Here is an 18,897-nt window from a genome sequence, read left to right as displayed (position 1 = left end):
CGGACCTGGTGGCGGGGACCGAGGACTGGCACCGGCCCCTGCGGCACATCCGCGGCGCCGACCTGTCCGGGGACACGATGCAGACCAGTGGGATGACGCGGCTGGAAGCGGTGTCGGGCAAGACGGTCGGGTCCACCAAGGTGTGGATGGGCGAGACGCACGTCGGGCCGGGGACCAATTCGGGGGACCACCACCACGGTGAGGCGGAGACGGCGATCTACATCAAGTCGGGCCACCCGGTGTTCGTCTTCGCCGAGGGGGACCAGGAGGTCCGGTTGGAGACGGGGCCGGGCGACTACATCTTCGTCCCGCCGTACGTGCCGCACCGCGAGGAGAACCCGGGCGACGAACCGGCGGTGGTGATCATCGCGCGGAGCAGCCAGGAGGGGATCGTGGTGAACCTGCCGAGCCTGTGGGCGCCGGTCGAGCACGACTGAACGGCGACCACCGCCGCGAGGGGGGTACATTCCGGGCAGGGTCGCGGCGGTGGTCCACCAATCCACCGCCGCGGCCTCGCCTCGAATCCCCGCCACAGCACCGTGATCTCCGCATGACCGTGCGCTTGGTCGACCATCACGCCATTGCTCCGGCCGCGCACCGGCGGTCAGCCCGCGGCGGCGGAGCGCGTGCTCCGTTCGCCGTCCGCGTGCTGCTCCGAATGAGTGGTTGACCGGGATCCTCCGGCAATGCCGTTGTCCAGATCCCCCTGTGCCCTAGGGTTTCTCCTGAGGACCTTGCGCCCGCGGGGGAACGCAGGGTGGTGATCGTGCGAAGCCGGGCTCCTGGGGGGTGTCCCACGCGCGTGGGACACCCGCTTGGGCGCGCCCGGTAGCCACCTCGCCTGTTCCCCGGCCAGCGGCGGGTCCGCACTTGTCGGGGGAGCTGCGCACGGGGAGGTGCGAGCGGTATGGGGGGAATCCGCCTGGGGTCCGGCTACCGCTGCCATGGCCACGACCACCGGGCAACCGGTCTGGGCGGGCACGGGCACGGCGAGCTCGCCGCGGCCCGCTTCGCCGGGATCCCGTTCGCGCTGTCGCGGCCGATCGACGGGCTGGCGGGCGACGCGGGCGGGATCCCCGGGCCGCGCAAGCACTGGGCGACCCCGCGCCGCCGGACCGGCGACTTCGACCGGGCGACCATGGCGGTCCTGCTGTCGGTGGACATCGGTGGGACGCTCGGGCTCGGCGCGGCCGTGTGGCGGGCGCCGGGGGCGTCGCCGGGCGACTGGGGCCTGTTCCTGGTGCTGGCGGCGTGCGCGCTGATCTACACCGAGCTGACCGAGGCCAGTGAGCGGCGGCGCCGGTTGGTGCGGGCGCAACGCGGGGCGGTCGAGTACATCGATCAGGCGTCGATCTGGTTCTTCAGCTCGGCACTGCTGCTGCCGCCGCTGTTGGCCGCGCTGCTGGTGGTGTTCGTGCGGGTCCGCCGGTTCCGCATCGCGCGGCGCCCGATCGCGGTGTGGATGAGCAACACCTCGGCCGTGCTGCTGACGATCGCGGCGGTGAGCCTGGTCCGCGGCGCGCTGATCACCCAGCCGTGGCCCCTCGACTTCTCCACGCTGGCCACCGGGCACGGGTGGCGGTTCATGGGGGTGCTCGGCCTGGCCGCGGTCGTGTACTTCGTCGTCGACGCCGTGCTGGTCGGGGTGTACCGGGGCGTGCGGTTCCGGGACTGGAGCCCGGGCGCGACGCTGGGCAGCCGCGAGGACAACCTGTTGCTGGGGCACACCTTGCTGGTCGGGTTGGGCGCCGTGGTGGCCGCGATGATCACGCCGGTCGCGCTGTTCGCGGTGCTGGCGGTCGCGGTGATGGAGACGAGAACGCTGGGCAGGCTGGCCGTGCGCACCGCCGACCGCGACCGGTTGCGCATCGACGCCACCACCGACCCGTTGACCGGTTTGCGCAACCGGCGCGGGTTCGAGCCGGTCGCGGTGGCCGCCGTGGCCGCGGACCGGGCGGCTGGCAGGCCCACCGCGGTGCTGATGCTGGACCTGGACCACTTCAAGGCCTGGAACGACCGCCTCACCCACTTCGGCGGCGACCAGGTGCTGCGCGCGGTGGCCGACGCGCTGCGGGCGGGCACCCGACCGACGGACCTGCTGGCGCGCTGGGGCGGCGAGGAGCTGGCGGTGGTGCTGCCGAACACCTCGGCCTCGGCGGCGGTCGCGGCCGCCGAGCGGATCCGCGTCGCGATCCGCCGCCTGGACACCGAGATCGACCTGCCGGGCAAGGGACCGGGGGTCCGCCTCGGCCACGACGTCCCGCCGTGCACGACCTCCATCGGCGTCGCCTGCGCCCCCGACCACGGCACGGACCTCGCCGACCTGCAACTGCAGGCCGACCGCGCCCTGGCCACCGCCAAGCTGACCGGCCGCGACCGGGTCGTCCTGCTCGCGGGCTCCCCCGGCGACTAGCGCGCCGTCCTTTGTGGACTGATCAGCGACCCCGGACGTGACCTTCGTCGCATTCGACAACCTCGCGCCACAATCGGCCGAGCCGCGGCGTTAACCCGCACAACGGCCGTTCAAGGTCAAGATCCCGTGGTGGGAGCGGGTGCGGCGGCCGCGCGACCGGCGTGCGCCACGGGAGGCCATCCCGCCCGAAGAGGGGGCGGGCGACACGCCGTGCGACAAATTTCCCCGTGCCGCTGTGCACGGGGCCCGGTGGCGTACTACGCTAGTTCTAGTTCCGCGCTCCCGGTAACCCCCAGGCCGGTTGAGCGCGGAACTCCTACTTTCTGGAGACCTCCACAGCCGGTACCACCACGGGTACCGCGGGTGAGGGAATCGGGGCCCCGTGTGGCGGGGTACCCCCTTGAACCCCGCCACACGGCACACCCCCACGCACAGTGGCCTGGAGTCCGAGCGCACTCGCGTTTGGTGCTCTAACTGGGAGTTAACCCTTGTGGGTCATCGTAGCCAGCCGCGTAGGCGAATTGTCAACTGACAGTTACCCTGCGACACTGGTCGAGTTGGAGTGACGACCCACTGGTGGGGGGATGGGATGTCCGACGGCGCCACCACGCCGTTGACCGCGCGGCTGGACCGGCTGTTCCGGCTGAGTCGACCCCGGGGACGGCAGTGGTCCAACACCGAGGTCGCGGCCGAGATCAAGCGGGCCAACCCGCAGTTGCGGGTCAGCGGCGCGTACCTGTCGATGCTGCGCACCGGCAAGCGGAGCAGCCCGTCGACGGACCTGCTGGTCGCGCTGGCGCGGTTCTTCGGGGTGAACCCCAGCTACTTCTTCGACGACGAGGACGGCCAGGGCGAGCGGGTGCGCGAGCAGCTCGAGCACCTGGCGATGTTGCGCGACCGGGGCGTGGTCGGCATCGCGCAGCGCGCGATGGGGCTGCCCCAGTCGAACCTGGACCTGATCACCGCGCTGCTCGACCAGGCGCGCAGGCAGCGCGGTCTGCCGCCGGTCACCGACGCCGACCCGAGCACCGAGAACCCCGAGCCGTGACCGGGGTGTCGCGGCGGGACCTGCGCGCGCTGCGGCGCGGCTGCGCGGAACTGCTGGCCCAGTTCGACTTGCCCGCCGGGCTCGATCTCGCCGCGTTGTGCGAGCACCTGGCCGCCGTGCGCGGGCGGCCGCTGCACGTGGTGCCGGTGCCGATGCGCGCGTCCGAGCCGTGCGGTCTCTGGGTGGCCACGCGGGAAGCGGACTTCATCTTCTACGACGAGACCACCGCGCGAGCGCACCGGGAGCACATCATCCTGCACGAGATCGGGCACATGATCTGCTGCCACCGCGGCGGCGGGCACCTCGACGAGGACACGGCGGCGGTGTTCTTCCCCGACATCGACCCGGACCTGGTGCGCGACATGCTGGCGCGCAAGGACTACAGCGACGAGCAGGAACAACAGGCCGAGGTGATGGCCTACCTGCTGGCGGCGCGGCTGCGGCGGGCGCCCGCCAGGCCGGACGGGGTCGCCGCGCGCATCGCCGACTCGCTCGACCACTCGGCGCCGCCCGTGCCCGGGGTGAACGCGGCCGGATGAACGGGGTCCTCTACCCGCTGTGCGCGGCGGTGGCGTGGGTGAGCCTGCTGTTCAAGCTGCCCGCGCTGCTGCGCCGGGACCGGGGCCCGGCGGCGGTGGCGGTCGGGTTCTTCTACCTGTTCATGGGGTTGACGTTCACCATCAGCGATCCCCGGGTGTGGGCGGCCCTCGACCGGGTGACGGGGATACCGAACCTGGCGCTGGTGCTGTCGCAGGGCAGCGTCATCGGGGTCGCGGCCAGCCAGTTGGCCGCGTTGACGTACTGGGCCGTGGAACCGCAGCGGGCTCGACCGCTGGTGCGGCGCCGGATCTGGGCGTTCGGCGCGGTGTTCGCGGCGATGGTGGTGCTGTTCGCGGCGGCGGACCTCACCGAGGAGGACACCACCACGGCCGCGGTCCGCTACGCCGGGCACGGGTTGTACTCGGTGTACCTCATGCTCTACGTGACCGCGTTCGCCGTGACGGAGTACCTGATCGTGGTGCGCTGCCTGCGGTACGCGCGCGCGGTGACCGGGGCGTGGCTGCGGCGAGGGCTGCGGCTGGCGGCGGCGGGCGCGCTCGGCGGACTCGCCTACGTGCTGGCCCGCTACGCCGACGTGCTGGCCGGGCCGCTGGGGTTGGACCCGCAGCGGTGGGAGGTCGTGGCGCGGTTGGGCGCCGGGCTGGGCGGGATCTGCACGCTCATCGGGTGGAGCCTGCCCGGGTGGGGCCCGCAGGTGGGGCGGTTGCGGCTGTGGTGGCGCGATCGCCGGGCGTACCAGGCGCTGTACCCGCTGTGGACGGCGTTGGTGGCGGCCAACCCGGACCTGGCGCTCGACCGGACCGCGGGCAGGCGCGCGGTCCGCGACCTCGACTTCCGGCTGCACCGGCGGGTGATCGAGATCCAGGACGGGCTGCGCTGGCTGCACCCGGTCCGCGACGGCGACGCCGCGGCGGCGGGAGCCGACCTGCGCGCCCACTTCGCGGCCGCGGCCATCGCCGACGCCCTCGCTGAGCAGGGGAATGCAATGCCGGGGCGCCCGGCGGCGACTCCCCCAGCGGCGGGCACCCCGATGCCCCAGCCACCGCCGGAGGACACCGACACGGCGTGGCTGGTGCGGGTCGCGCGGGCGTTCGCCGACCTCGACCAGCACGGCGGTAGAGATCAACGGAGCAGGCGATGAGTGAGCTGTTCGGGTCCGCGTTCCACGCCGACCCGTACCCGACCTACGCGCGGTTGCGCGCCGATGGCGGGATCCGCCGGGTGTCCACACCGGACGGATCGCCTGCGTGGGTGGTCACCCGCCACGCCGACGTGCGGGCCGGGTTGGCCGACCCCCGGCTGTCGCTGAGCCGGGACAACGCGGGCGAGGGCTACCGCGGTTTCGCGCTACCGCCCGCGCTCGACGCCAACCTGCTCAACCTCGACCCGCCCGACCACACCCGGCTGCGCACGCTCATCGCGGGCGAGTTCACCCCGCGCCGGGTCCAGGAACTCGCCCCGGCGATCCACGCGGCGACCGAGGACCTGCTGGCGGCGTTGCCCTCCGGTGAACCGGTCGACCTGATCGAGCGCTTCGCCGCCCCGCTGCCGCTGCGGGTGATCGGCGACCTGCTGGGGGTCGCCCCGACCGACCGGGCCCGCTTCCGCGGCTGGACGACGACCCTGCTGACCCCGCGCCCGGACCAGCCCGCCACCGCGGCGCGCGACGCGGTGGCCGGGATGCACGCGTACCTGGTGGACCTCGTGGCCCGCAAGCGCGCCGAACCGGGGCCGGACCTGTTGTCCGGGCTGATCGCGGTGCGCGACGACGAGGACCGGCTCAGCGAGGCGGAACTGGTGTCGATGGCGTTCCTGGCGCTGTGGGCCGGGTACGAGAACCTGGTCAACCTGATCGGCAACGGCACGCGGGCGCTGCTGGCGCACCCCGAGAGCGCGGAGTGCCTGCGGGACGAGACGCTGCTGCCCAGGGCGGTGGAGGAGCTGACCCGCTACGACCAGCCGCTGCAGTGGGCGATCCGGCGGTTCCCGACCCGCGAGGTGGAGATCGCGGGGGTCGAGGTGCCCGCGGGTGAGACGGTGCTGCTGGGGATCGCCTCGGCCAACCACGACGAAGAGGTGTTCCCCGACGCGGAGTCGCTGGTCCTCGACCGCGATCCCAACCCGCACCTGAGCTACGGGCACGGCATCCACCGCAGCTTCGGGTCCCGGCTGAGCCAGGTCGAGGCGGCGGCGGCGTTCGGGGCCCTGCTGTCGAGGGGCCTCCGGGCGGCGGTGGACCTGGCGGACCTGCGCTGGCAGCCGTCGTTCCGCAACCGCGGCCTGGTGGAGCTGCCGGTGGTGCTGGGCTAGAAGCGGTGCCCGGCGCGCTTCACCGCGCCGCCGACGACGGTCACCTCGGCCGAGGGGATGTCGGTCAGCCGGGTCACGAACCCGTACAGCTGCGCCAGGTCGCGGCAGAACACGGCGGCCATCAGGTTGGTGGCGCCCGTGGTGGCCAGGACACCGTGCACGAGCGGGTCCGCGGCGAGGCGCTCGCCGAACTCGGGGAGGCGATCGGGCGGCACGGCCATCCAGACGTTGGCGTCCACCGCGAGACCGAACAACCGCGGGTCGGCGACGACGCAGGTCCGCAGCAGCCCGCTGTCGGCGAGCCGGTCGAGGCGGCGGCGGACGGTCGACTCGGGCGCGCGCACCGCGGCGGCGAGGGGCCCGGGCCCGGTCCTGGCGTCGGCGGTGAGGAGCTCGATCAGCTTCTCGTCCAACGCGTCGGGGGTGTGCGTCTCCGCGGGCGGGGGCGGGGTGAGCGCGGCGACCTCGTCGGCGGTGAGCAGACGGGTCCGCCAGTCAGCGGCGTCGGAGAAGACGTGCAAGACGGCGTGGGCGCGGACGCTGGTGACCGCCTGACCGGTGGGCAACGCGGGCGCGCCGCCGACGGTGACCGCGCTGATCTCCTCACCCCCGGTGATGACGTCGACGAAGAGCACCTCCGGGCGCCTGGCGAGCGCATCCGCGAGCACCTCGACCCGGCCGCGCAGGACCCGCACCCGCAACAGGGTCACCTCAGGCAACCGAGCCCGGTCCGGCACCCGCACGACCCGCACCGATGAGCCCATCCTGGCAAGGCTCCTGGCCACCGTCCGCCCCGAAACCCCCAACACCCCCGCGATCCGCCCCGGGCCCGCCCGCCCGTCGACCTGCAACGCGGACGCGACCTGCTGGTCGAGCTCGCTCAGTTCGGTGGCCATGTCTGTCGCTTTCCGCTCATCTTCGGCAGGCGCACACCCACCGAGGCACCAGAGCACACACCTGGGCCACGCCACCCAGACCGCCCAAGACATCGCCGCGATGCGCGCGGCCAGCCCCCGCAGCGCAAGGCGCCCGCTGGCACGCCTGCCCGGCGCAGTGGACACCGGTGTCCGCTTCCGCTCATCCCCGGCCAACACGCGCACCCTGGCCGCTTGCCGACCCAGCTGCCCAAGCCACCAAGAGAACTGCCGCAGTCCCTCCCGGCAGCGCTCTGCGCCCGGTAGTCGAGCTCGCTCAACTCGGTGGTCATCGGTGTCTCCTTCCGCTCGTCCCCGGCAGCCCCTCCGGCAGCGCACTGCGCCTGCTAGTCAGAATCGCTCGTTCCAGCCGTCATCGGTGTCCGCTTCCGCTCATCACGGCTTGAAGCACGACCCCATCCTGCCATCCGGGGCGCAGCCTGTCCGCATGCTGACCCATGTGATCCAGACCGTCGAGAAGATCGCCGCCACCGTGCCCGCACCGGTCGGGCCCGCGCCCGTGACGTTGTCCGAACTCCTCCAGAGGTTCACCGAGGTCGATCGCCCGCTCGCCGACGCCCTGCGCGAGCGGTTGCCCGGTGGCGAGTGGGTCATCGATGCGATCGACGGCGCTGTGCAGTACCTGCAAGGGCTTCCGCAGTGGTGTACGACCGTGACGCTCGTGCGCGACGGGGAGGCCGTCCTCAGCGTGACCCACTCCCCCGCCCTCGGTGAGACCTACGCGGCCGAGCGGGGCAAGGGGGCGTGGCGCGACGGGCGGGTGATTTCGGCTTCTGGCAAGACATCCCTGGCCGCGGCGTTGGCGGGGACGAGTCATCCGCACCACCGGCAGCCGGAGGCCAACGCGGCCGCGGGGCGGGCGCTGCCGGGGATGCTCGACGCGGTCGGGGCGGTGCGGGGGCTCGGGCCGACCTCGTGGCAGGTGGCGGAGGTGGCCTCGGGGCGGATGGACCTGTTCTGGTTGTTCGGCCGGGACGCGGAGAACCTGCTCGGCGGGGCGCTGATCGCCGCCGAGGCGGGCGCGGTGGTGTCCACCGCGGACGGGTCGCGGTGGACCGGGGACGCGCCGGACTTCCTCGTCGCCGCACCGGGTCTGCACGGCGCGGCGGTGCTGGCGCTCGATCCCACCCGGGACAGGTGACGATCTTGGTGGGCTGAGCCCGGCACGATCTTGGCAGACGGAGCGACCGGGCCAACCACGGCACAGCGGGCCCCAGGTCACCCGTCGCCGGTGTCGGGTCCGGTGCGCGCGGCGCACCCGCGAAGTCGGGGTCGCGGTCGTTGCGCGCGGCACCGGGCCCGACACCGAGCCCTTCTCCACCCAGCCGGAAAGACCGAAGGGGACACCGATGAGCAGCAGAACTCTCGACGCCGCCTACGCGCTCTCCCGCCCGCGCGCCCGCCGACGACGACTACGCGCTTCGGTCCGACTGGCCCTGATCTCGGGAACCATCGGCATCGGCTTGGCCATCGCCGCCCTGCCCTCGCTGGCCGCGGCCAGCGCGGTGTTCACCGGCTGACCCACCGCGAAGACCCGCGCCCCCGTGTCCCACCTGGGACACGGGGGCGCTCCGTGTCACCACCGTCCATGATCGTCACCCTGGCCGGGTGATATCCGGTTGGCGTTCCCATTCGACGAACAAATACTGTGAATACACACAAGGCCACCCGGCGTCGCTTTGTCGCGGATTCCCCACCGCGCCCGAGTTGCGTGAATCACAAGATCGCCCGTGCGCGGCCGAATCGGCGTGTCGCAAACCGATCCGGTTGACCGCGATCGCGGTCTTTCGCCCGCCGGAGGTGACGCCGGTCATTCAGGAGCACCGATCTACTCGCCGACAAGAAGATATCGGCCCTCGACGCCGCCGCGTATTCACGACGGAAATGTCCGGGGCATCGACTGTCGAACAGGAGCAGAACCACTGATGTCCGAGCAGGAGACGACCGGGTACCGGGTGGACGGCGATCCGGCCGAAACGGCGGTGCCAGCGGGAAAGGTGCGCGTCCCGACCACCTCGGCGAGCGGCCCGTGGCGCGACCGGGTGACCGCGGCGCTGGAGCGGGGCGTGCGCGCCCAGGGCACCCCGCCGCCGGTGACGGTGGTGCACGGCCCGGCCGGGTCCGGCAAGACCACGGCGATCGCGGCGTGGGCGGGCGCGGCGAGCACCCCGGTGCGGTGGGCCACGCTCGACCAGCGCGACAACGACCCGAACCGGTTGTGGGCGACCATCAAGGCCGCGCTCGACGGCGGCGAGCCCACCCCCGCGCCGCAGTCGAGCGACCCCGCGGGCGAGCTGGTGCGCGCGGTCGAAGGGCTGGCCGACCCGCTCTGCCTGGTGCTCGACGACGTGCACGAACTGCGGGAGCCCGCGGTGCTGCGGGTGCTGTCGGCGCTGATCCGGCACACCCCGGACAACCTGCGGCTGGTGATCGCGGGGCGGACCCCGCCGGTGCACCTGTCGCGGTTGAGCCTGGAGGGCAGGCTGCGCGAGATCGACGGGCACCAGCTCGCGATGACCACCACCGAGGTCTCGGCGCTGCTGGCCGAGCAGACCGAGGTGGGGCCCGAGCGGGTCGGCGCGCTGTGGGAGCGCACGCGCGGGTGGGTCGCCGGGACCCGGCTCGCGGCGCTGTGGTTGGCCGCGGAAGACCGGGACCTGGCCGGGTTCCCCGCGGAGGACCCGCTGGCGACCGACTACATCGCCGAGGAAATCCTCGGCGCCCATCCCCCGCACACCCGGCAGTTCCTGCTGTCGACGAGCATCTGCGAGCGGGTCAGCGCGGACCTCGCTACGGCGCTGTCCGGGCTGCGGCACGCGGGCACGGTGCTGCACGGCTTGGCGCGCGGCAACTCCATGGTGGTGCGCTGCGACGACAGCCCCGGCGAGTGGTACCGCTACCACCCGCTGCTGCGCGACCACCTGCGCGCCGAGCTGGCCAGGACCCGCCCCGGCGCCCCGCAGCGGCTGCACCGCGCCGCTGCCAGGTGGTTCCGCGACGGCGGTGACCTCGCCGCCGCGCTCGAGCACGCCGAACTCGCCCAGGACCCGGACCTGACGGCCGACCTGATCGAGTCCGACGGGATCAGCGCGATCACCCGGGGGCAGGGTGCGCGCCTGGCCGCGGTGGTGGGGACTCTGCCGGAAGAGCGGTTGGCGACCCCGCTGTTCGCGCTGACCGCCGCGTTGGCGGCGCTGGAGGTCCCCGACCCGATCGCCGCGGAGTCGTTCCTGGCCCGGATCCCGGACACCGACGGGGCGCCGATGCCGGATCGGATTCGCGCGCTGCACGAGACCGTCCTGCTCAGACGCGCCCACCTGAACTCGTCGCGGGTACCGCCCCAAGGCCGGGCGAAACCGACCGGCGACGGTCACGTCGACGTCTTGTCCAGGCACGCGCGGGGAGCGTCGGCGCTGTGGGCGGGCGACCTGGAGACGGCCGAATCGGAATTGAGCCGGGTGGTGCAAACGTGCCTGCGGGACAACCTGCCGTGGTTGGCGATGCGCGCGAAGTCGCATTTCGCGGTGGCGGCGGCGTTGCGCTCGGACCTGCCCGAGATGGAACGGCGGGCCCGCCGGGCGTTGCACCTGGCGACGACCCGCGGGTGGCAGCGGAGCTGGCCGTGCTCGGTGCTCTACACACTGCTCGGCGGATACGCCTACCAGCGCGGCGACACCGGCGAGGCCAGGCGGATGGCCGACCTCGCCGTCCAGACGGCACCGTCGAACCAGGAGCCGACGGTCGCGCTGGCCGGGCACTCGCTCACCGCGTTCGTGGACTTCGAGGAGAGCGAAGACCCGCACAAGGTCGTGCGGACCGCGGTCGAGCACTGGCAGCGGTTGGCAGGCGGCCGGGTGTGCCCGCAGGTCGTGGCCCTGCTGCTGCCGACACTGGTGCGGATGACGCTGCGCGTCGGCGAACCGGGCCGCGCCGTCGAACTCGTCGACGGGTGCCACGCCGCGCTGGCGGGCCGGGCGGAGCTGTCGGTGCTGCACGCGCTGATGCACGCCCACCACGGCCGGGTGAGCCAGGCGCGCCGGTTGCTGGTCCCGGTGCTGACCGGTGCCACCACCGCGCTGGTCACCACGACCACGATCGACGCGTGGCTGCTGGAAGCGACCCTGATCGACCGCGCGGAGAACCCGGCCAAGGCGCACGAGGCGCTGGGCCGGGCACTGCAGGCCGCGGAGCCGATCCACGCGGTGCGCCCGTTCCTGACCGCCCGCCGCTCGGTGCGCGACATGCTCGCCGAGGGCGCTGGCCGCTTCGGGCGGCTGGACGGGTTCGCGGTGCGCACGCTCTCGGCGCTGCCGGTGGACACCGCCACCGCCGACCCGCTCACCAGCCGCGAACTGGAACTGCTGCTGGAACTGCCGTCGATGCGCACGGTGGACGAGATCGCCGAATCGATGTTCGTCTCCGCCAACACGGTCAAAACCCACCTGCGCGGCATCTACCGAAAACTCGGCGTCCGCCAACGCCGCGACGCCGTGGTCGTCGCCCGACGGCAGGGCCTGCTCTGAGCCCGCCAAGGCGACACCCGTGCACGGAGGGAGGACTCCCATGCAGGCACAGGGAAATCCGCGAGGCGGGCGCGCAGGCGCCCGCCCGCCTCGGCCGGGGTCGGCCGGATGAACGGCAGACGAGCGAAACCCCTGCTGTCACTGCTGTTCGTGCTCCTGGTCCTGGCCGCCCACAAGAGATCCGCCAACCCGGACGACCCACCCAACCCGGTCGTCACCGCCGTCCTGGACGTCTTCGAGGTGTGGCAATGGGGCGGACGCCTCCTCACCCGCTGACGGCACACCGTGGCACGGCGCGGACGGGGCAGCTGAGCGGGGAGTGCGCCACCGCGCGGCAACGAGGCGGACACCGCCACCGCCCGCAGGCGGCACTCCAACCCGCACACCCCACCGACCCCAGTGGTCATCGACCCACTCGTCGCATGCGACGTGCGGCGGTGACGCGGATGCCTCCTCACCCGCTGACAGCGCTCCACGGGTCCGGTTCACCGGGGTTGGGGGATGTCGGGTTGCGGGCGGGGCGCGCAGGGTTGGGGCGTCATGGGGAGTACGAGGGTTGGGAGGGTTCCGATGGGCGCACCGGCACACCAGAGCGAGCAGCGGACGGGGTGGGTTGGGTGGATCTTCTTCGGGGCGATCATGATGGTGTTGGCGGGGTTGTCGACCGTCATCTTCGGGTTGGTCGCGTTGTTCCAGGGGGATCACTACCTGGCGGTCCCCGGTGGGCTGCTGGTGTTCGACCTGACCGGCTGGGGTTGGGTGCACCTGGTCGTCGGGGCCGTCGCGGCGTTCGCCGGGTTCGCGTTGCTGGGTGGGGCGACCTGGGCGAAGGTCGCCGCGGTGGTGTTGGCGGGGGTCAACGCGATCAGCCAGATCGCTTTCCTGCCCGCCTACCCGGCGTGGTCGTTGGTGGCGATCGCGCTCGACGTCCTGGTGATCTGGGCGGTCGTGGTCCACGGCAGGGAACTGGACTGACCGGGCACGACCGGCAGGGTGACGGTGACCAGCAGGCCGCCGCCGGGGCGGGGTTCGGCGGTGACGGTGCCGTCGTGGGCGCGGGCGACGGCGGCGACGATGGACAGGCCGAGGCCCGCGCCCGCCGCGGGCGTTGTGCGGTCGCCCGCGTGGCGGCGGAACGGTTCGAACAGGGCTGGGATGTCGTAGCGCGGGATGACCGGTCCGGTGTTGGCCACCGCCAGCACCGCGCGGCCGGACGGGTCGGTGCCGGTGGTGACCCGCAGCCACGGCGCCGGACCGGTGTTGTGCCGGATCGCGTTGTTCACCAGGTTCTGCACCAGCCGCTCCAGCAGTACCGCGGCGCCGGAGGCGGGGGCCTCGGCGAGGTCGGTCTCGACGGTGACCGGGTCGGTCGGGGTGTGCGCGAGGACGTGCTCGGCGACGTCGGCGAGGTCCAGGTAGGACTTCTCCAGCGGGGCGCTCTCGGCGCGGGCGAGCAGCAGCAGGCCGTCGATGAGCCGCTCGTGCCTGGCGTTGATCTCCAGCAGGGTGGTGCCCAGGTGGCGGACCTCGGCGGAGGCGGGCGAGCGGTGCACCGCGACCTCCAGCAGCGCCCGGTTGAGGGTCAGCGGGGTGCGCAGTTCGTGGGAGGCGTTGGCGATGAACCGGCGCTGGCTGTCGAAGGCGCGGTCGAGGTGGGCGAGCATGGCGTCGAAGGTGTCGGCGAGCTCGCGCACCTCGTCGCGCGGCCCGTCGAGGGCGATGCGCTCGTGCAGGCCGCGGTCGGCGGCGTGGGCGATGCGCCTGGCGGTGTCGGTGACCCGGTGCAGCGGCTGCAGCACCCGCCCGCCGACGAGCCAGCCGAACGCGGCAGCGGCGGCGCCGACCAGCAGCAGCGCGATCCCGCCCTGGGTGAGCAGCGCCTGCAGCGCCGAGTCCCGGGTGTCCAAGGCGACCTGGTGCAGTTGACCGATGAACATCCGGGGCTCGCCGAGCAGCTCCCCCGGGTCCGTCCCGGCCATCACGATCTTGTCGGCGGTCGGCAGCCGCTGGGCGACGAGGGCGAAGGTGACGGCGAGCAGCACCACGCCCGCGACGAAGAACAGGCCGCCGTAGACCAGGGTGAGGCGGGTGCGCAGGGTCAGTCGGGCGGTGCTCACGGGATGCGGTACCCCACGCCCGGTTCGGTGACCACGATCGGCGGGTCGCCGAGTTTGCGGCGGAGTTTGAGCACCGTCATCCGGACCGCGTTGGTGAACGGGTCGGTGTGCTCGTCCCACGCCTTCTCCAGCAGCACTTCCGCGGACACGGCGGCCCCGTCGGCGCGCAGCAGTTCGGTGAGCACCGCGAACTCCTTGCGGGAAAGCGGCACATAGCGGCCGTCGCGGAAGACCTCGCGGCGGTGCGGGTCGAGCCGGATGCCCGCGCGCCGCAGCACCGGTGGCGCGGCCGGGCGGGACCGGCGGCCGAGGGCGACCACGCGGGCGGCCAGTTCCACGAAGGCGAACGGCTTGGGCAGGTAGTCGTCGGCGCCGATGGCCAGGCCCGCGACCCGGTCGTCGATGTCGGCGGCCGCGGTGAGCATGAGCACCCGGGCGGTGCCGTCCCCGTCGGCGATGCGGCGGCACACGTCGTCGCCGTGGACGGCGGGCAGGTCGCGGTCGAGCACCACCACGTCGTAGTCGTGCACCCCGATCCGCTCCAGCGCCGCCGCGCCGTCGTGCACCACGTCTACCGCGTGGGCGTCGCCGCGCAGCCAGTGCGCCACCGCGCCCGCCAGCAGCGGCTCGTCCTCCACCACCAGGATCCGCATCCGCCCATGGTGACCGCTCCCCCCGTTTCCTCGGCGTCAACGTTTCGGTCGACGGCCGGGAAACGGGCGGACCGCTCTACTTCGACCCGCGTCGGGACGGCCCCGGCGCGGGAGGGAACGTCATGCGGGTGCTGGTGGTGATCGCCCTGCTCTCCATCGGGTTGGCGGGCTGCGGGTCGGGTGGTGACGCCGGGGTGGACAAGGTGGCCTCGGCGGACGGGTCCGGGAGCACGGCGGCGGAACCGGCCGACACCCGGTCGGACGAGGAACGGGTGCTGGCGTTCGCCCAGTGCATGCGCGAGCACGGGATCGATGTGCCCGATCCGGAGCCGGGCGGGCAGGGCGGGATCCAGGTGCGGGTGCCGGAGGGCATGGACAAGGGGAAGGTGGACGAGGCCAACGCGACCTGCCGCGCGCACCTGCCCAACGGCGGCGAGCCGGGAAAGGCGGACCCGGGGATGGTCGAGCAGGCCCGCAAGATGGCGCAATGCATGCGGGAGAACGGGGTCTCCGAGTTCCCCGATCCCGACGAGAACGGCGGCATCCGCATCGAGGCGCGCAAGGACGGCGGGATCAACCCCGAAAGCCCGGAGTTCAAGGCCGCCCAGCAGAAATGCGACCAGTTCCTGCCCAAGCCCGCCGACGGCGCGGGGCCGCGGCAGGAGACCAGGAGCGAGGGGTGAGCCGGGGCAGGATCGCCGTCGGGGCGACGGTGGTGCTCGCGGTCGGGGGTGCCGTGGTGGCCGCGACCGGGTTCGGATCCGGTGCCGCGCCCGAGGAGAGCCCGCAGCCCGCACCGTCGGCCACGGCGAAGGTGACCCGGCAGACGCTGGTGGACACGCGCGAGGAGAACGGGTCACTCGGTTACGGCGACAAGACAGCCGTTTCCGTTCGACTGCAAGGAACACTGACGAGTGTGCCCACGATAGGCAGTGTTGTCCAACGTGGACAGACACTGTGCCAGGTGGACAACACCCCCGTTGTGCTGCTCTACGGCTCCCTCCCCGCGTACAGGACGCTTGGGGTCGACATGGAGGGCGCGGACGTCAAGCAGTTCGAGGAGAACCTGGCAGCGTTGGGCTACAAGGGATTCACGGTCGACAACAAGTTCTCCTCGGCGACGACCACCGCCGTGAAGAAGTGGCAGAAGGCACTGGGCCTCACCGAGACAGGGGTCGTCGACCTGGGGCGGGTGCACTACGCGCCGGGCGCGGTGAGGGTCGACAAGGCCAAGGCGAACGTAGGCGACGAGGTACGACCGGGTGGGGAGTTGTTGGAGTACACGGGTTCGGCGCGGGTGGTGACGGTGGACCTGGACCTGGCGGACCAGACGATCGCCGCGAAGGGCGCCGCGGTCGCGGTGGGGCTACCGGGCGGGAAGTCGGTGCAGGGGAAGGTGACCTCGACCGCCACCGTGGTCGACGAGGGCAGCGGCCCCGACGCGGAGCCGTCGACGCGGCTGCGGGTCACGGTCACCCCCGACGACGAGGCGGCCCTCGCAGGCCTCGACCAGGCGTCGGTGAAGGTCGGGTTCGTCTCGTCCAGGCGGGAGAACGTGGTGACCGTGCCGGTGGGCGCGCTGCTGGCGTTGGCCGAAGGCGGGTACGGGGTCGAGGTGGTCGAGGGCGGGTCACGTCGGGTGGTGGCGGTGGAGACCGGGTTGTTCGCCTCGGGCCGCGTCGAGGTGACCGGCGTGGTCGAGGGTCAGGTAGTGGGGGTTCCCGCGTGAGCGCGGTGGTCGAACTGGAAGACGTCAGCAAGGTGTACCCGGGCGGGGTGACAGCGGTGCGCGGGGTGTCGCTGTCGGTCGCGCACGGGGAGTTGGCGGCGATCGTGGGTCCGTCCGGGTCGGGCAAGTCGACCATGCTGCACCTGATCGGCACCCTCGACCGGCCCTCGACCGGTGTCGTCCGGGTGGACGGGCACGACGTGGCCGCGCTGAGCGACCGCGCGCTCTCGGCGTTGCGCGCCCGGCGGATCGGGTTCGTGTTCCAGCAGTTCCACCTGACACCAGGGCTTTCGGCCCTGGAGAACGTAGCCGACGGGCTGCTCTACGCGGGCATCGCACGACGGGAGCGACTGCGGCGGGCAGAAGAGGCGCTGAGCGAGGTCGGTCTGGCCGATCGGGTGACGCACGTGCCGAACGAGTTGTCGGGCGGGGAGCGGCAACGGGTCGCGATCGCCCGCGCGGTGGTCGGCTCCCCCGCCTTACTGCTCGCCGACGAACCAACAGGAAACCTCGACTCGGCGGCGGGCACGGGGGTGATGGCGCTCCTGAGCGCGCTGAACGCGGCGGGCGCAACGGTCCTGATCATCACCCACGACCGGGACGTCGCGGCAGCACTACCGCGCCAGATCACACTCCGCGACGGGGAGGTGGTCTGAGGTGGGATCCACTCCGGCACGGCTCAGGCCAAGCGACACCTCGCAGGTCGGGAACGCGGGGGCAAGGGCGCGCCTGAGCGGGAGGCCGCGGCGGCGCTACCACCCCAGACCACGCTGCACGACGGAGAAGCGGTCTGAGATGGGACCCCACGCCACCACGGCTCAGGCCAATCGGCACCTCGCGGGTCGGCAACGCGGAGGCCACGGCGCGCCTGAACGTGCTGAACGCGGCGGGCGCAACGGTCCCGGTCATCACCCACGACCGGGAGTCGCGGCGGCACTGCCGCGCCAGATCACGTTGCACGACGGGGAGGTGGTCTGAGGTGGGACTCACGCCAGAACACGCCACGCGACGGAGAGGTGGCCTGAAGTGAGACCTGCACCAAAGCAGCTCAGGCCCAGCGACGTCTCGCGGGTCGGCAGCGCGAGAGCGGTGGCGCACCTGAGCGCCTTGACCACAGCAGGCGCGACGACCCCGGCCACCACCCACAACCGGGAAGCGGCACTCCGGCGCCAGAACACCGCACGACGGGGAGGTGGCCTGAAGTGAGGCTCACTCCGGCACGGCTCAGGCCCAGGGACGTCTCGCGGGTCGGCAGCGCGAGAGCGGTGGCGCACCTGAGCGCCCTGACCACAGCGGGCGCGACGGCCCCGGCCACCACCCACAACCGGGAAGCGGCACTCCGGCGCCAGAACACCACGCGACGGGGAGGTGGCCTGAAGTGAGGCTCACTCCGGCACGGCTCAGGCCCAGGGACGTCTTGCAGGTCGGCAGCGCGGGACTCAGGACGCGCCCGTTGCGGGTGTTCTTGTCGGCGTTGGGGATCGCGATCGGGATCGCGGCGATGACCGCGGTGGTGGGGATCTCGGCGTCGAGTCAGGCGGAGGTGGATCGGCAGTTGGCGGCGTTGGGGACGAACCTGCTCACCGTCTCCCCCGGTTCCACCCTCCTCGGCGGCACCGCCTCGCTGCCGCCCGAGTCGGTGGCGATGGTCGGCCGGATCGGGCCGGTGCGGCGGGTGGCGGCCACCGGCAAGGTGCCCGACACCCACGCCTACCGGACCGACCGGATCCCCGAGGCGCAGACCGGTGGGATCTCGGTCCAGGCGGCGCACCTGGACCTCCCGGCGGCGGTGGGCGCCGAGCTGGCCGCCGGGGCGTGGCTCAACGCGGCGACCGAGCGGTACCCGGCGGCCGTGCTGGGGTCCGCGGCGGCGCGGCGGTTGGGGATCACCGCGGCGGGCGGGCAGGTCTACGTCGGGTCGATGTGGTTCACCGTCGTGGGGGTGCTCGACGCGGTCGCGTTGGCGCCGGAGTTGGACTCGTCGGTGCTCGTCGGGTGGACCGCCGCGCGGACGTACCTCAAGTTCGACGGGAACCCGACCACGGTCTACACGCGCACGGCGGATTCGGCGGTGGAGGCGGTGCGGGCCGTTCTCGCCGCGACCGCGAACCCGGCGGCGCCCAGCGAGGTCAAGGTCTCCCGCCCCTCCGACGCGCTGGCGGCGCGCCGGGCCACGTCGAAGGCGTTCACCGGGTTGCTGCTCGGCTTGGGCGCGGTGGCGCTGCTGGTCGGCGGCGTGGGGGTGGCGAACACGATGGTGATCTCGGTGTTGGAGCGGCGCGCGGAGATCGGGTTGCGCCGGGCGTTGGGCGCGACCCGGGGTCAGATCCGGGCGCAGTTCCTGACCGAGTCGCTGCTGTTGTCGGCGCTCGGCGGGGTCGGCGGGGTGCTGCTGGGGGTCGTGGCGACCACGCTCTACGCGTCCACCCGGTCCTGGGCGGCGCTGGTCCCGGTGTGGGCCAGCGCGGGCGGTGTGGCGGCGACCCTGGTGATCGGCGCGGTCGCCGGGTTGTACCCGGCGGTCCGCGCGGCGAGACTCTCCCCGACCGAAGCCCTCGGGTCACCGTGAACCGGTCACCGACCGTAGCGACGCGGCCGCGACACCCGC

18 protein-coding genes are annotated in these 18,897 nt (G+C 73.0%); 15 read left to right on the top strand and 3 right to left on the bottom strand.

What is annotated here, in order from left to right; all coding sequences use genetic code 11:
• The first annotated feature begins 8 nt into the window (after positions 1–8).
• The 6 genes from JOD54_RS20185 to JOD54_RS20160 all read left to right on the top strand — a co-directional run bounded on the left by JOD54_RS20185 (position 9) and on the right by JOD54_RS20160 (position 6,332).
• Entirely contained in the window at positions 9–437 is a 429-nt protein-coding gene (locus JOD54_RS20185; RefSeq protein ID WP_372440412.1) for a cupin domain-containing protein, read from the top strand.
• A 470-nt stretch (positions 438–907) separates the two neighbouring features.
• Positions 908–2,413: a GGDEF domain-containing protein gene (locus tag JOD54_RS20180; RefSeq protein ID WP_204452027.1), complete on the top strand. Its 1,506-nt coding sequence runs from the start codon at positions 908–910 to the stop codon at positions 2,411–2,413.
• A 589-nt stretch (positions 2,414–3,002) separates the two neighbouring features.
• Complete coding sequence (locus JOD54_RS20175) at positions 3,003–3,461, top strand: helix-turn-helix domain-containing protein (protein ID WP_204452026.1); 459 nt, start codon at positions 3,003–3,005, stop codon at positions 3,459–3,461.
• Positions 3,458–4,000, top strand: a complete 543-nt coding sequence (locus JOD54_RS20170; protein WP_307860187.1) for a hypothetical protein — start codon at positions 3,458–3,460, stop codon at positions 3,998–4,000. Before JOD54_RS20175 ends, JOD54_RS20170 begins: the two co-directional genes overlap by 4 nt.
• Positions 3,997–5,163 carry an MAB_1171c family putative transporter gene (locus JOD54_RS20165; RefSeq protein ID WP_204452025.1) on the top strand — a complete coding sequence of 389 codons (1,167 nt, stop codon included), beginning with the start codon at positions 3,997–3,999 and terminating at the stop codon, positions 5,161–5,163. The genes JOD54_RS20170 and JOD54_RS20165 overlap by 4 nt, the downstream gene beginning before the upstream one ends.
• Positions 5,160–6,332 carry a cytochrome P450 family protein gene (locus JOD54_RS20160; protein WP_204452024.1) on the top strand — a complete coding sequence of 391 codons (1,173 nt, stop codon included), beginning with the start codon at positions 5,160–5,162 and terminating at the stop codon, positions 6,330–6,332. Before JOD54_RS20165 ends, JOD54_RS20160 begins: the two co-directional genes overlap by 4 nt.
• Here JOD54_RS20160 and JOD54_RS20155 read toward each other — a convergent pair.
• Complete coding sequence (locus JOD54_RS20155) at positions 6,329–7,228, bottom strand: Lrp/AsnC family transcriptional regulator (RefSeq protein ID WP_204452023.1); 900 nt, start codon at positions 7,226–7,228, stop codon at positions 6,329–6,331. The genes JOD54_RS20160 and JOD54_RS20155 overlap by 4 nt on opposite strands.
• Positions 7,229–7,694: 466 nt before the next feature.
• Here JOD54_RS20155 and JOD54_RS20150 point away from each other — a divergent pair, with 466 nt between their 5' ends.
• The 5 genes from JOD54_RS20150 (at position 7,695) to JOD54_RS20130 (ending at position 12,765) form a co-directional block, all read left to right on the top strand.
• Positions 7,695–8,408: an inositol monophosphatase family protein gene (locus JOD54_RS20150; protein WP_204452022.1), complete on the top strand. Its 714-nt coding sequence runs from the start codon at positions 7,695–7,697 to the stop codon at positions 8,406–8,408.
• Positions 8,409–8,616: 208 nt separating this feature from the next.
• The gene (locus tag JOD54_RS20145; protein WP_204452021.1) at positions 8,617–8,787 is read left to right on the top strand and encodes a hypothetical protein; all 171 of its coding nucleotides are present in this window, start codon (positions 8,617–8,619) and stop codon (positions 8,785–8,787) included.
• Between the two features lie 405 nt (positions 8,788–9,192).
• Complete coding sequence (locus JOD54_RS20140; protein WP_204452020.1) at positions 9,193–11,790, top strand: winged helix-turn-helix domain-containing protein; 2,598 nt, start codon at positions 9,193–9,195, stop codon at positions 11,788–11,790.
• Between the two features lie 108 nt (positions 11,791–11,898).
• The gene (locus JOD54_RS20135) at positions 11,899–12,066 is read left to right on the top strand and encodes a hypothetical protein (protein WP_204452019.1); all 168 of its coding nucleotides are present in this window, start codon (positions 11,899–11,901) and stop codon (positions 12,064–12,066) included.
• Between the two features lie 294 nt (positions 12,067–12,360).
• Positions 12,361–12,765 carry a DUF7144 family membrane protein gene (locus JOD54_RS20130; RefSeq protein WP_204452018.1) on the top strand — a complete coding sequence of 135 codons (405 nt, stop codon included), beginning with the start codon at positions 12,361–12,363 and terminating at the stop codon, positions 12,763–12,765.
• On the opposite strand, the gene JOD54_RS20125 is transcribed toward JOD54_RS20130, so the two are convergent.
• Both JOD54_RS20125 and JOD54_RS20120 read right to left on the bottom strand, forming a co-directional pair.
• Positions 12,681–13,907, bottom strand: a complete 1,227-nt coding sequence (locus JOD54_RS20125; protein ID WP_307860186.1) for a sensor histidine kinase — start codon at positions 13,905–13,907, stop codon at positions 12,681–12,683. The genes JOD54_RS20130 and JOD54_RS20125 overlap by 85 nt on opposite strands.
• Positions 13,904–14,560 (bottom strand): response regulator transcription factor, encoded by a 657-nt coding sequence (locus JOD54_RS20120; protein WP_204452017.1) that lies wholly within the window; start codon positions 14,558–14,560, stop codon positions 13,904–13,906. The genes JOD54_RS20125 and JOD54_RS20120 overlap by 4 nt, the downstream gene beginning before the upstream one ends.
• Positions 14,561–14,682: 122 nt before the next feature.
• On the opposite strand from JOD54_RS20120, the gene JOD54_RS20115 reads away from it, so the two are divergent.
• The 4 genes from JOD54_RS20115 (at position 14,683) to JOD54_RS20100 (ending at position 18,858) form a co-directional block, all read left to right on the top strand.
• Positions 14,683–15,243 carry a hypothetical protein gene (locus JOD54_RS20115; protein ID WP_204452016.1) on the top strand — a complete coding sequence of 187 codons (561 nt, stop codon included), beginning with the start codon at positions 14,683–14,685 and terminating at the stop codon, positions 15,241–15,243.
• On the top strand, positions 15,240–16,289 hold the full coding sequence (locus JOD54_RS34335; protein ID WP_307860185.1) for a peptidoglycan-binding protein: 1,050 nt from the start codon (positions 15,240–15,242) through the stop codon (positions 16,287–16,289). Before JOD54_RS20115 ends, JOD54_RS34335 begins: the two co-directional genes overlap by 4 nt.
• On the top strand, positions 16,286–16,945 hold the full coding sequence (locus JOD54_RS20105) for an ABC transporter ATP-binding protein (protein WP_204452014.1): 660 nt from the start codon (positions 16,286–16,288) through the stop codon (positions 16,943–16,945). Before JOD54_RS34335 ends, JOD54_RS20105 begins: the two co-directional genes overlap by 4 nt.
• 722 nt (positions 16,946–17,667) lie before the next feature.
• On the top strand, positions 17,668–18,858 hold the full coding sequence (locus JOD54_RS20100; RefSeq protein WP_204452013.1) for an ABC transporter permease: 1,191 nt from the start codon (positions 17,668–17,670) through the stop codon (positions 18,856–18,858).
• Positions 18,859–18,897 lie beyond the last annotated feature (39 nt).

Source organism: Actinokineospora baliensis, from assembly GCF_016907695.1.
Classification (GTDB): Bacteria; Actinomycetota; Actinomycetes; order Mycobacteriales; family Pseudonocardiaceae; genus Actinokineospora; species Actinokineospora baliensis.
The sequence above is the reverse complement of the archived record's forward strand: the minus strand, read 5'-3'. Positions and strand labels throughout refer to the sequence as shown.